Source organism: Bacteroides sp. D55t1_190419_B8, assembly GCF_015558905.1.
Classification (GTDB): domain Bacteria; phylum Bacteroidota; class Bacteroidia; order Bacteroidales; family Bacteroidaceae; genus Bacteroides; species Bacteroides vicugnae.
The window spans coordinates 131,027-144,892 of the sequence record NZ_JADMOU010000007.1; the positions used below are offsets into that span (position 1 = coordinate 131,027).

Annotated in this window: 8 protein-coding genes; all 8 read right to left on the minus strand. The window is 42.0% G+C overall.

Annotation, left to right across the window (positions count from 1 at the left end; translation table 11 throughout):
• Nucleotides 1-6: 6 nt before the first annotated feature.
• The 8 genes from I2I13_RS09015 to rhaT all read right to left on the minus strand — a co-directional run bounded on the left by I2I13_RS09015 (nucleotide 7) and on the right by rhaT (nucleotide 13,865).
• Nucleotides 7-618, minus strand: coding sequence for a fasciclin domain-containing protein (locus tag I2I13_RS09015; RefSeq protein WP_195649279.1), 612 nt, complete (start codon nucleotides 616-618; stop codon nucleotides 7-9).
• A gap of 13 nt (nucleotides 619-631) precedes the next feature.
• A complete protein-coding gene (locus I2I13_RS09020) occupies nucleotides 632-2,101 on the minus strand; it encodes a RagB/SusD family nutrient uptake outer membrane protein (protein ID WP_195649280.1) in 1,470 nt (489 codons plus the stop codon).
• A gap of 13 nt (nucleotides 2,102-2,114) precedes the next feature.
• Nucleotides 2,115-5,252 carry a TonB-dependent receptor gene (locus I2I13_RS09025; protein WP_195649281.1) on the minus strand — a complete coding sequence of 1,046 codons (3,138 nt, stop codon included), beginning with the start codon at nucleotides 5,250-5,252 and terminating at the stop codon, nucleotides 2,115-2,117.
• A 335-nt stretch (nucleotides 5,253-5,587) separates the two neighbouring features.
• Complete coding sequence (locus I2I13_RS09030) at nucleotides 5,588-9,613, minus strand: hybrid sensor histidine kinase/response regulator transcription factor (RefSeq protein ID WP_195649282.1); 4,026 nt, start codon at nucleotides 9,611-9,613, stop codon at nucleotides 5,588-5,590.
• Nucleotides 9,614-9,724: 111 nt separating this feature from the next.
• Complete coding sequence (locus I2I13_RS09035; protein ID WP_148363927.1) at nucleotides 9,725-10,624, minus strand: AraC family transcriptional regulator; 900 nt, start codon at nucleotides 10,622-10,624, stop codon at nucleotides 9,725-9,727.
• Nucleotides 10,625-10,768: 144 nt separating this feature from the next.
• Nucleotides 10,769-11,923, minus strand: coding sequence for a lactaldehyde reductase (fucO, locus tag I2I13_RS09040; protein ID WP_004304988.1), 1,155 nt, complete (start codon nucleotides 11,921-11,923; stop codon nucleotides 10,769-10,771).
• Between the two features lie 18 nt (nucleotides 11,924-11,941).
• The gene (rhaD, locus tag I2I13_RS09045; protein WP_195649283.1) at nucleotides 11,942-12,751 is read right to left on the minus strand and encodes a rhamnulose-1-phosphate aldolase; all 810 of its coding nucleotides are present in this window, start codon (nucleotides 12,749-12,751) and stop codon (nucleotides 11,942-11,944) included.
• Nucleotides 12,752-12,845: 94 nt separating this feature from the next.
• Nucleotides 12,846-13,865, minus strand: a complete 1,020-nt coding sequence (gene rhaT / locus I2I13_RS09050; RefSeq protein WP_148363928.1) for an L-rhamnose/proton symporter RhaT — start codon at nucleotides 13,863-13,865, stop codon at nucleotides 12,846-12,848.
• Nucleotide 13,866: the final 1 nt, after the last annotated feature.

Sequence of the window (13,866 nt, forward strand, 5' to 3'; positions counted from 1 at the left end):
CTGTGGTTATTTGGAATATTTGCAATAGTTCTCAAATATATGAATCACACCATTCGTTGGCAGAATGTTGCTGGTCTTAGCCTGACGCTGTGGAGATTTCCCGTTGCTTCCGGTCTGATTCACCAGAATCTTACCGACTGCAGCCTGCCAGGGATTTTTCCATACAGACATTGTCATCAGCCCATTCTCTCCTTTCAGCATCGTCAATACGAACATAGGTTCCACCTGCAACTGTCCATAAGAACTATATTCACCGTCTACAATGTGATAAAGCAACATGTTCGTTACTTTCTCTTTATCACAATCTGTAATGGATGCCGCACCTGCAAATTCATTCTCCCGATACAGCTGCATACCTGTATTATTCAAAGCCAGAAAAGTATATTTATTATCAGTCTGGGTATAATAATCCTTCAGACCTGTATACTCAATAGCTGCTATCAACTCCGAGAACATATCTTTGTGATCTTGGAAATATTCCCACGCTGTCACTTTTACATACGGATCATCCACCGACGGTTCATAGTCATAGTTCTTTTGTAAGTCCAGATCACAACCGGTCAACGCCAGAATGGCCCAACAAAAGAAAAGAGCCTTATATAATATTGTCTTTTTCATCGTTTCTATCTTTTTAGTTGTTAGTATTGCCATAATACGTATTCTGCACAATCTTCGGATTTTCCAGAATATGTGAATAGTGGATCGGGAAAAGTTCATTACCGTCCTGCTCCATTCCGTTGATAGGTTTCATCACTTCTTTCCACTTTCCGGTACGTACCAAGTCAAACCAGCGACGTCCTTCACCAGCTAATTCCACTTGGCGTTCACGCAAAATATAATTAACGACTTCTTCTTCTGAAGCAAAATCATTTTCAGTCAGCGTGTTCAATCCGGCACGGTCACGTACAGATTTCACCAGTTCCAAAGCCTCACCCCATTTACCCTGATGAGCACGAGCTTCTGCTTGAAGCAACATCATATCTGTATAGCGATAGATCGGATAAGCAACCTCGCAAGTCTTATTCAAAGAATTACTAATATCACCCGCCATATATTTACGCAATTCATTTCCATTCTGGTAATACTTCACCATATAATCTTTGCGCAAATCACCTTTCATGTCCTTTTCATCAAAGATGCTCATAAACTTGTCGGACATAACCGCCGCACGGTTTCCTGAACCGGAGAACCATTGATACATATAACTATAACCATTCGTGCCGACTTCATCCATGTTGAAATGAACTAGGAAAATAAACTCTCTGGAGTTATATTCATCATTTTCCGGTGTATCATCAGACGGTTTATTGGTCAGCTCTTCCGTGAACATGGTATGCCAAGTAGCAATGTTAGGTTCGAAGTCCACAAAGCGACCGCCTTTCTTGGAAGCAATAGTTGCCATCTTATCAATGGTCTGATCGGCCAGATTATATTCTTCAGCCCACATATAGGCGTCTGCCATGATAGCCCATACGCCACAGATAGAAATACGTTTGCGTTCAAAATTCTTGTTACGGTTAATCAGACTCTCCGCTTTCTTCAGATCCGGAAGAATAACATGTTCCAGAATATAATTCTTATCTGTACGGTCCTTGTAAATAGCCTCCGAATACTTTTCAGTAGGTTCTATAAACAAAGGTACGTCTCCCCAGACACGGATAGCATAGAAGTAGGCCAAAGCACGTAGCGCATACGCTTGTCCGAGGTAATCGTTGCGGTCTGCCACGTCGGGCATACTGATATTAGGAACATATTTGATGGCCAGATTGGTCTGGTTAATCATCTGATACAAGGTTGTCCATTTCGCACATTTCTCGTCCGTAGACATCAGGTTATTAATCACACGTGCCTGATCGGCCATCACCGGTGCTCCGGGAGCTACGTTATCCGAACGGAATTCACCCCAATAAAAATAATTCTCGCGTAGAGTGGAACGCAGCAATCCGTAGATTTCATTTATACCTGCCTTAGCATCACGAGCAGTCTGCCACATGTCACCTGCCGGGATTTCACTCACCGGTTCCTCATTCAGAAAGTCTGAACAGCTATTCAATGATAGAGCCAGGCATACAGCTCCAACAAAATATTTTATATTCTTCATACGATATTTTCAATTAAAAGTTAGCAGAAAAACCAATACCATATTCTCTCTTTCTCGGATAACGGTAAGAGTCTTTACCTACCTGCAAAGGATTACTTGTAGAAAATTCAGGATCGAATCCCGAATAGTTGGTCCATGTCAATGCATTATTTATAAAAGCGTAGATGTTTATATTCTTCAACATCAGCTTCTTTATCCAGTTTTCAGGAAGATCATAGGCTATACGTACGTTCTGCAAACGGATAAATGAAGCATCTTCCAAATAGAACGAGTTACCCATACGCGCATTGTTGAAATCATCGTTATACGGACGCGGATAGATGGCCTGATCGCCCGGATGCAACCACATATTATGAATGACTTCCGGTGAAGGAGTGGTTCCGGTATATTTGAACATATTACGATTATGTTCGGCAGCGTTATAAATCTGTCCTCCCAAAGAATAATAGAATCCCAAATACAAGCTTACGCTTTTCCAAGTCACGGTTGTATTCAAACCACCGGTCACATCAGGCATGGCATTACCAATCACCATACGGTCATTATCATCAATCACACCATCACGAGTTCCTTCCGGCTCTTCCCAGTTGTAATCTCCACCACGGAACGGTTTGCCGTTCGGTAACGTTTTCTGGCGGATATCACCTGCATATTCCTTTCCATTCAATAAATACTTGTATTGGAATACACCATTTTCAAATACCGGAGTCAGTTGTTCCCATTTATCTGTAAAAGCGTTCGATTCGTCGTAAGCAAAGATACCGGCGCTTTTAAATCCATAGAAGTCACCTACACGGCCGCCTTCTTGCATCCACCAGATATCACCTTCCATATATGCCTTACCTTCAGACAGTTTCTCAATGCGGTTGATATTTCTGGAGATATTGAAAGAAGCATTCCACTTCCAGTCCTTTGTGCGGATAATATCACCGGTAACGGCAATTTCAAAACCGCGGTTACTCATCTCACCGACGTTTGTCTTCATATATGCAAAACCGGATTCTTTAGGCAATTGGTAGTTTGCCAACAGACCGTCTGTATATTTATCGTAGTAATCGGCAGTAATCGTCAAACGGCTATTCCAGAAATTCAAGTCCAAACCAAGGTTGAACTGTTTGGTTTCCTCCCATTTCAGGTTGTCTTTACCGATACGGGTCGGAATAACACCACCCACTCCGTCATAGATAGAATTCGGAGAATAAGAATAAATATAGTCATAGTTTCCGATCGCTTCATTACCCGTAATACCATAACTTACACGTATCTTACCATCTTCCAGGAATTTCTTCGAGAACTTCATGAACTTCTCATCAGAGAAACGCCATCCCACTGACACTGACGGGAAATTTCCCCATTTGTTTTCTTTCGCGAAACGGGAAGAACCGTCACGACGCATATTCGCTGTAAACAGATATTTTCCCAGATAATCATACGTCACACGTGCAAAGACAGAAGCCATGGAGTGATTGCTCAAGGTAGATCCCGTAGAAGACAAATCCAAATTAGCAGCAAAGGCATTCATCGTATAAATAAAGTCGGTGGATGAATTCAAACCTACAAAGGTTTCATTTTCATAACGCCATTGTTGAGCACTGACACCCACCATTGCGCTGAAATTATGTCCCTTGATCTTACGTGCATAAGTGATGAAATCTTCATTCATCCAGTTCCAGTTCAAGTAATTATAAGAATAGCCCTTATTCTGTTTCTGCCATTCATCGGTGATAAGACTCGGTTCGAGTTTTTTGCGCTTGTCCAGATAGAAGTTGGCATTGATATTGGCTCTGAACTTCAGATATTTGTTGAATTTGATTTCAAAGAACTGGAAAAAGTTCGCCTTATAAGAGTCTGTAAAGTCAGTTGTATAATTAACCTGTGCAATAGGGTTCTTCTGACCATTAAACACTCCAACCAAAGAGCCATCCGGATAATAAGTATTGAAATAAGGGCGACGAGTCAATACCGCACTCAATAATGTACCTTCATTCAGACCTTTCTTCTTAGAATAAGTCAAAGAAATACGGCTACCCATATTCATCCAGTCTGTCGGTGAATAATCGGAGTTGATACGAGTATTTAATCTTTGAAAACCGGTATTGGAAATAATACCTTTCTCGTTATAATAACCGGTATTGATGAAATATTTCAGTTTCTTCGTACCGCCACCTACGCTGATATCCACCTGATCTTTCTGCGCAGTGCTCGTAATCATATCCAGATAATCATTGTCTACATTGAAGAAAGAGTTCAACGGATCATTCAGTATATCACTACTTTCGTCAGGATTACCTCCGCCGTATGTTTCAAAATACTCTTTGCGGTACTGGTCGTACAACAGACGCTCTTTGCGATTTGCCTGTGGCACCTTATGAGACAATGTACCCCATGAGTGATTATACTTGATATCAATACGGGCTTTACCTTCCTGACCGCTCTTGGTAGTGATAATAATCACACCGTTAGCCGAACGGGAACCGTAGATAGCTGCAGAAGCAGCATCTTTCAAAATCTCCATAGAAGTAATATCATTGGTATTGATACCGTCGATACTTTCCAAAGGCACACCATCTACAATATAAAGAGGAGTCACTCCTTCGGCGGAGAAAGTGGAAGTACCACGAATTTTAATAGAAGAAGACTCACCGGGCTGTCCCGAACCTGACACTACCTGTACACCGGCAGTAGTACCTTGCAGTGCTTCAAAAACATTAGTAGCCATTTTCTGCTCAATAGCCTCACTTGAGATGGAAGTAATAGCTCCCGTCACATCACGCTTTTTCATCGTACCGTAACCCACTACCACTACTTCGTCCAGTAACTTAGAGTTCTCTTCAAGCGTAATATTCATTGTTTTATCTTTCACTACTACCTCTTTAGGGGTATATCCCATGAATGATACAGTCAAAGTAACTCCCTTCTTTGAAACATTCAATGAGAAATTACCATCTAAATCCGTAATTGTCCCATTAGATGTTCCTTTCTCCATCACATTAGCGCCAGGCAAAGGAAATCCTGTTTTATCCACAACAACTCCTTTTACTGCAAACCCGCCTTGAGCATAAGCCGGATGGACAAGGAAAAGGAGACTCAAGGAAATCAAAAGAAACGACTGCAACAATCGCACTTTTGTCCTACTCTGCAAATTTTTCATAACTAGAATAAAATTAAATTGGTTAATTATCAAGGTTTTACTCACTACTTAATTAATTAGGAGAAATACATTGGCTCTCTCCCGTAAGATGTTATCTTTTATTTATTACATAAGTAATCGTCTTTCATAATACTATACAATAATTATTATATTAGAATAAAGATTATACAATACCCGGTCTGCTAAATAAAAGTGTGTGCGGACACACCTAATTAAAGAAAACTCAAGTACAAGCTGGCATGATCCAACGCCACAAAAGTATCGCATTTGAGCATATTGCACCCTATCGAATTGTTCGTTTTATCTAGTCTAAAAATTCAGATGACTTATTTTAATCACCTTACAGAGGGATCGGAAGGGGCATCATGAGATTTCCTATACTGTGTAGGAGCTATATCAAAAAGTTCTTTAAAACATTTGTTGAAGTATTGAGGATTTCCAAATCCTAACCGGTAAGCAATATCCGAAATGTTCATCTCCGGAGCATTCAGCAGAAAATACGCAGCCTTTTTCAGACGGAGATTCATGATAAAATTATTTGGTGTACTTCCCGTGATACCTTTTATCTTCTGAAATAAGACAGTACGCCCCACCCCCATCTCCCGTGAGAAAGCATCTACACTGAATTCGGGATTTTCCATATTATCTTCCACCACTTGAGTAGCTTGTTCGATAAACTTCTGGTCGAGTTCGTTCGTTGCAATCTTCTCCGCCTTGCTATCCAATTGATGGGCATATTTATTCTGTAAAAGTCTGCGGGTATTAATGAGATTATTGCATTGCATCACCAGCCGCCGCATATTAAATGGCTTCACCACATAAATATCCGCTCCAATTCTCAATCCTTCCAACTCACGTTCGGGAGCACTAAGGGCAGTCAGAAGAACGACAGGTATATGGCAGGTTTCTATATTGTTCTTGATCTTGGCACATAACTCTGTTCCGGGCATTCCGGGCATCATGATATCCGAAATAACCAGATCGGGCTGCATCACCTTTACTTTCTCGTATCCTTCCTTGCCATCACTTGCAGTTTCAACCGTGTACAATGGAGAGAAAATATCCACAAGGATATTTCTGATCTCTTCATTATCATCAATTACCAGTAACTTACAGTCAGTAGTCCCGCTTTCACTCTGGGCTGACCGCACCTCCTTAACCAACAGTTCTTTATCTTCCGAATAATAAATATATTCCTTATCCCGCTCCGGTTCAACCCGGGCAACAGAAGAATCAAAGTGAGCATCCCCTTTTTTCAAAATGACCTTAAAACAAGAGCCTTTTCCCAACTGACTTTCTACTGTTATATCCCCCTGATGGGCTTTCACAATACCCTGACTCAAAGCCAGTCCGATACCTGTTCCTCCATACTGTCCTATATTCTCAACCTGATAGAACCGCTCGAATATCTTAACGTAGTCTTCCTCGGATATTCCCGCACCATTATCGGAAACGGAAAACATACATTCCTCCGTTCCATCAGCCAATTCCATACGGATAGTTCCACCGTCTGAAGTATATTTAAAAGCATTAGACAGCAAGTTATTAACCACCTTCTGTATTTGCATCCGGTCTCCCCACACGAGGCATTGCTCGCAGTCGGCATGCAAAACAAACGAAATATTCCTGTTAGCAGCCAACTCCTTGAACAATACATAATGCTCTTTGAGCAAAGAATATAAGTCAAATTGAGAAACTTTCAGTTTCAAAAGTCCCTGTTCTTGTTTCCGGAAATCAAGCAATTCAGTAATCAATGATTTCAGGTTACCTGCATTTTTATGTATATTCAACAGTTTCGAATAAGCATAGGTAGACAATTTGCCGGAATTCAGCAACAGATCAACCTGCCCCAGGATAAGAGTAATAGGAGTTCTGATTTCATGCGAGATATTCGTGAAGAAACGCAGTTTGGATTGATTCATCTCTTCAATGTATTGCTTCTCGCGAAGTTCAAAATCCAATGAAGTTTTCAGGAACAGACGGATTCTATATTCTCTCACGATAAAGAATAGCATAGTAAGAATCACGCATACATAAATCGTATAAGCCCACCAAGTGGCATAGAAAGGTGGCGTAATCGTTATATTCAGCGATCTGATTACTTCCGGGAAGTTCTTCAGCCTGATCTCAAAGACATAATCGCCCGGAGAGATGTTCGTATAAGTAATATCATTTCCCAAACGGTTCTCGCTCCATTCATCATTATACCCCATCAACCGGTATTCTACCTCACCCCCGCCTATATGCAAAAAATTATCTGTCGAGAAGCCGATAGAAAACACATTCTGCAAGTAATTCAATTTGATCCGGTCGGTATAGGCAAAGGATTTATTTAAAATACCGGTTTGATCGCCTGTTGTTATCTCTTTGTTGTTGACATACAAATGCGCCAACTCCAGATCGTATATTTTCGGAGGATAATACAGACTACTTTCACGAATGGTAACCAGTCCGGTGGCCCCTCCCATATAAATATCATGATTGCGCGATACATGCATGGATTTCCGGTTCACAAGAGTCAGAGGAAACCCTGTTTTCGAATTGAAGTTAATCACTTTTCCCTCTTTCTGCTCCAGCATTGACAATCCATGCCCGGTACCAATCAGCAAATTTCCGGAAGGAGTTTCACCCAATACCCTGATATTTTCTCCTGACAATGCACTTTCAGGAGTATGCAAATGAAATGAACGGTCTTTCTTATCCAACAAGAAAAGTCCGTTTCCATGTGTCCCTACCCAAATATTTCCTTTCCGATCTTCATAGATAACATTGACCAGCTCTTTTTGAGATCTGACCCGTTTCTTCAGACTTATCCTATAGGTTTCAAACCGCTTTTCCTCAATCACATAAGCTACACAACCGTCATCGGAAGCAAACCATAATCTGTTTTTCGAATCAAGCAATAGGGTGTTGTAGTTATGTGTAAACAATTCCTTCTGATGAAACAACACCTCCGGTTTCAAGGTCTGTTTATCCAAACTCACAATAGCGGATGTTGTCCCGACATACAATTTACGAGGCGTATCTGCCAAAGCAAACAGAGCTTCTCCTACACTTTCTTCTCCAAGCGGTTCGAGATTATAGATATCATTCCGATAGTTATCAAGATGAAAACAATTCACCTTATTGGTAAAGTCAGCGGCAATCCATAAGCAATTATTAGCCTCATCGAAAACAACATCTTTCAGATAGTCCGTACTGAAATGATATCCCGTATGCGTATTAAAATGCTTGAACTTCCCTTGCTCCGGTTGATATAAATCCAATCCGCCTCCTTCCGTACAAATCCAGATATTTCCGGCTTTATCTTCCGCCATAGCACCGACCACGGGAAAAGACAATCCGGTGTCCGAAGCATGATAATGCACAAAATGCTGATATTCCGGAGAGAAGAAATTTACCCCTCCCCAATAAGTCCCCACCCAAACAGTTCCCTGATTGTCTGTATAAAGAGACGTCACCGAACGATTGGACATGGCACCCACCCGGTTAGGATCTGCCTGATAATGGAATATTTTCCCGGTAGCCACTTCAATCTTACTCAATCCACTTCTGTAGCCTACCCATATATTCCCTTCCAAGTCCTGACATAACGCTCTCGCCATATCATCCCGAACCGTGTAAACACTCTTATCATTGTATTCATAGTGATGTATGATGGCACCTTGAGGTGAAAAACAGAAAACGCCCTGATCCTGCGAACCTATCCAGATATTCTGGTCGTTACTTTTTATCAGTTTCATCACTTTAATTCCGGGCAAGTGAAGTGACATCGCTCCGCAAGTGTCTACACGCATCACCCCACCCTCTTTCAAAGCAATCCAGAGGCTTCCCTCGGAACCTTCCACCATCGTCGGGGCACTGTCCGGCAGCTGCAAATCGGCATACATCGGTTTCAAGAGGCGGGTATTCTTATCGTATAAGAACAGTTTCCCTCCTTCTGCAATCCACACTCCCGTCTTTCCTTTGGCAAGAGTGGAGGGAGAAGTCACCGGAAGGATATAATATTTCTCCGTTTCAAGGTCGAACTGGAAAAGTCCGGTAGAAGCCAACAGGAAAAGACTTCCCTGACCGTCTTCCACCATTTGAGTCACATATAAATTACCATAACTGATAGAGTCGTTATGAAAGTGGTTGAAGACTTTGATGTGATTGCCATCGAAACAATTCAGCCCGTCCAGAGTGGCAATCCATATACGCGATTTCTCATCCTGGCAAATATCACTCACCGTTATTTGCGACAATCCATCTTCCACACCCAATGTTCTGAACTTGTATTCCTGTGACCGGAGTGGAAATACAAATCCAAAAAGAGATAGCAGAATAAAAAAATGGATATTAGATAGTCTTTGTCCGCGCATATCAAGAATGATGGTTTATAGCACACATTAATCTCGTCACAAAAGTAACAGTTTTTATGATATTCCCAAAATCAGAGCAAAATTACTGATAGATATAGACTTTCACCCTATTCATTCTTCCCGTCCGAACGAACGATATTCCAACGGAGTCAGCCCTGTACGCTTCTTGAAAAAAGAGAAAAAGTATTCGGTAGACTGGAAACCCAGGAAAAAAGAAATCTCTTTCACGGATTGGGAAGTTCCGACCAGCATTTGTTTGGCCTTACGTAGTTTCAATTCCTGGAAATATTTGGCGGGGGCATAACCTGTATACTCCTTGAAAACACGTCGAAACCATGAATAACTGATGTTGAGCCGCATAGCCAACTCTTCCGGATCCACATTACCGGAAACATTTTCATTCATGATAATTTTGGCCTGCTCTATCTTCTGGTCCACATCACTCATCTCAAAAAACTTATTCTTAGAAACGGAAAGAATCATTCCTATCATGTGGAGCACAATGCCGGAAAGATATTGTTGCGCGGAAATCTTATCCGCTTCTGCCACAGCAAGGGCACGGGAGAACAAGGAAACCAACTCTTCATTAATACCAATTTCGAGTATTTGCTGTTCCTGCGACAAAAAAGCATCGTTCACGATGGCGTCTATCATTGGTCCTTCAAAACCAATATAATACTCCGTCCAACCAGTCTGCCGTAACGGGCGGTAAGTATGCCATTGACCGGGAAACAGCACCATCAGCCGACCTTTACAAACCTGCTTTTCGGAAGTGGAATCGGATGAAAACAAACCACGCCCTTTGGTGATATAAACCAACTGATATTCGCGAAGTACCCTTCCTTTTTCCGCATTAAAAAAGTAACCGGAGGGATGTTCTTTCAACGGATAAGGTGAATCGGGAGGGATAGACTGATAGCCGACAGTATTTACCCACAGGCCGAATTTACGGTCCATGTCATTTACAATCAGATATTTAAATTCTAATCCCAAACTATTATCCTCGATCATATCAGTGTGTTTTCATGCAATTGAACCAGACAAAAATAGGAATTATTTTCAGAAAACACACGCAAGGGTATAAAAAAACATCCGGAGCGTACTTTCAAGTATCTCCGGATGTTTATATAAAAACAAACTTTACTATGACGAGATTTAGAATGCTTTATGATACAAGGCTTCAATATCCGCTACCGAAGTAGGACGAGGATTTCCACCTGTACAAACATCATTGAAAGCAGCTACAGCCAATGCAGGAATATCTTCTTCTTTCACATTGATTTCATGCAATTTCTGTGGGATATTAATGCTGATAGAAAGTGCTTTCACAGCTTCGATAGCAGCTTTAACGCCCTCTGCTTCACTCATTCCGGTAGTATCCACTCCCATTGCTTTCGCAATATGGATATATTTCGGAGCTGCCGGAGATTCAGCATTGTATTCCATCACATACGGTAACAACAAAGCATTGGCTACCCCATGAGGAGTATCATAGAATGCACCCAGCGGATGAGCCATTGAGTGAACTATTCCCAAACCGACATTCGAGAATCCCATACCGGCAATATATTGTGCCTGCGACATTGCTTCGCGGGCTGCCACATCTTTACCATTATCTACGGCTGCTTTCAGATTTTGTGCAATCATCTCAATAGCCTTCAATTCGAACATATCGCTCATTACCCAAGCACCCGGAGTAATATAACTTTCGATGGCATGCGTCAGAGCATCCATACCGGTAGCAGCAGTCAGTCCCTTCGGCATTGAGTACATCAGTTCAGGGTCTACGATAGCCACGGCAGGGATGTCGTTCGGGTCTACACAAACCATCTTCTTACGGGCATCTTCATCAATAATTACATAATTGATCGTTACCTCGGCAGCCGTTCCGGCAGTAGTAGGCAGTGCAAAGGTAGGTACAGCTTTATGTTTGGTATCAGCCACACCTTCCAAAGATTTCACATCTGCAAAGTCAGGGTTGTTCACAACAATACCGATCCCTTTGGCAGTATCGATAGAAGAACCACCACCCAAAGCAACGATAAAATCGGCTCCGGAAGCTTTGTAGGCCGCCACACCGTTTTGGACATTTGCAATAGTAGGATTAGCTTTTACATCACTATAAAGTTCGTAAGGTATCTGGTTCTCATCAAATACTTTAATGATTTCGGCAGCTACTCCAAACTTAATCAAGTCTTTATCCGTTACAAAAAAGGCTTTCTTAAAGCCACGTCTGGCTGCTTCCACAGCAATCACACTCCGGCATCCGGCACCGAAGTAAGAAGTTTCGTTTAAAATAATGCGATTCATGGTTGTGCTATTGTTTTTTTATTTAGGGAGATTAAAAGCAACTGTCATTTCTTTCATCTGTTCCTGACTCATACCATCCGGCTCGAAGCCCATATTTTTCGCCGCAATATAGATGAGAGCCGATTTATTAAGTACATCAATCTGGTCGAACGCCTGCATCGCATCGCAATCTACTGCAAATACACCATGTTTCTCCCACATCACAACATCGTAATCCTGCAATTCCTTGATGGTAGCTTCCGCCAACTCAACAGAACTAGGCAATTTATAAGGAATGATACCCAAACCACGCGGACAGAATGCCTTTGTTTCGGGAATCATACTCCACAACAGATTGGTAGCTACATCTTTTTCCAGAAACTTCGGGCAATGCGTCATGGCAATCAGTTCGATCGGGTGTGTATGCACAGATGCTTTATAAGGAGAGTTTTTACTCAACAGGTCATTATGCACGCTCAAGTGAGAAGGCAATTCCGATGTCGGAGCCACAGCCTCGTCCGCAATAATTACGTAGCTGGCACAGTCATCCTGAATACGGATCACCGAACCATTCTCCATTGGCCAACGGGCCAAATCGCGCATGCGCTTATTAGTTCCCTTGCAGTAGAAATAACATCCTTTCAGATAAGGAAGAGTTACACCGATAGGTTTAACTTCACTGATCGGTTTCATCTGACGGATTTCATCGTCTACAAACTCTGTGATATTAACAGTGATATTACCACCGTTACGTTCAGCCCATCCTTTCTGCCACAAGTATCCGGCAACTTCCGCTACCTTGTTTACTTCTTTGGCAAGTCCCGGACGATTCTCTAAGATTGATTTCATTCTATATATATTTTTTAATTAGGCACGGATTACACTGATTTTGTCGCAAGTTATAAAAAAACTGTGTAATCCGTGTAATCCGTGCCTGATTTTTTTAAAACAAATTTGGGAACACTAATGAGAAGATAAGTACGATCAGACCAGCTATCAGCACAGTTATGGTCTTGTTTGACACACCTTTCCATTCTTTCAGAATAATTCCCCAAACATTACTAAATGTGACATTCAATGCCATCAAAATACACCAGGAGAAAGCCAGCAATACCGGACTTTCCGTAAGGAAACTCTTACCCATTTCCAGTCCGAAGAACTGCATGTACCATAGTACACCAGCCAACGCACAGAAAACTAAATTATTGCCCCATACTTTTCCTTTAGCATAGTCACCCATCGATTTATTCGCTACATTCTGCTGCAGGCAGTAAACTGCATTTGTCAGGAATCCCCCCAATGTAACCAGAAAGATCACCGGAAGTCCGGCATAAAGCCCTTCTACTCCACCGGCTAAGGCAGCTTCCTTGATAGGTGTTCCCGCATCCAGTCCCAAAGCAAAACAAGCACTCATGACACCGGCTAGAAGTGCAACCAGCAAACCTTTTGTCAATGCGAAGTCCTTTACGGCAGCACGTTTTTCTTCTTCACTCATGTTTTGTGCACGCAAGCTACCGGCATACCCGATAACGGCAATACCCGCCAATGTGATGCAAACACCCAACAAAAGAATCAACCCGTTACCTTCAAACAAGTTTGTACCTGCAAAAAGAGCCGGAAGAAGAGTTCCGAAACCGGCACAAGTACCCAATGAGATACTCTGTCCCAGCGCAACCCCCAGATAACGCATGGAAAGCCCGAAAGTCAAACCTCCCACTCCCCATAATATACCATAAAAGATGCTCATTCCAGCACCTCCCGCTCCCCATAAGTCGAACAAACTACTTTCCTGGGGTACACCCAGTAGTGAACCCAGGAACGGGAACACTAACCAGGCAAATACACCTTGTATTAACCAGAAGCTTTCCCAGCTCCATTCCTTTACCTTTTTAATAGGCACATAAGAACTGGACTGGCAAAAGCTACCGATGGCTATAATCAATAAGCCGATTAAAATATCCATA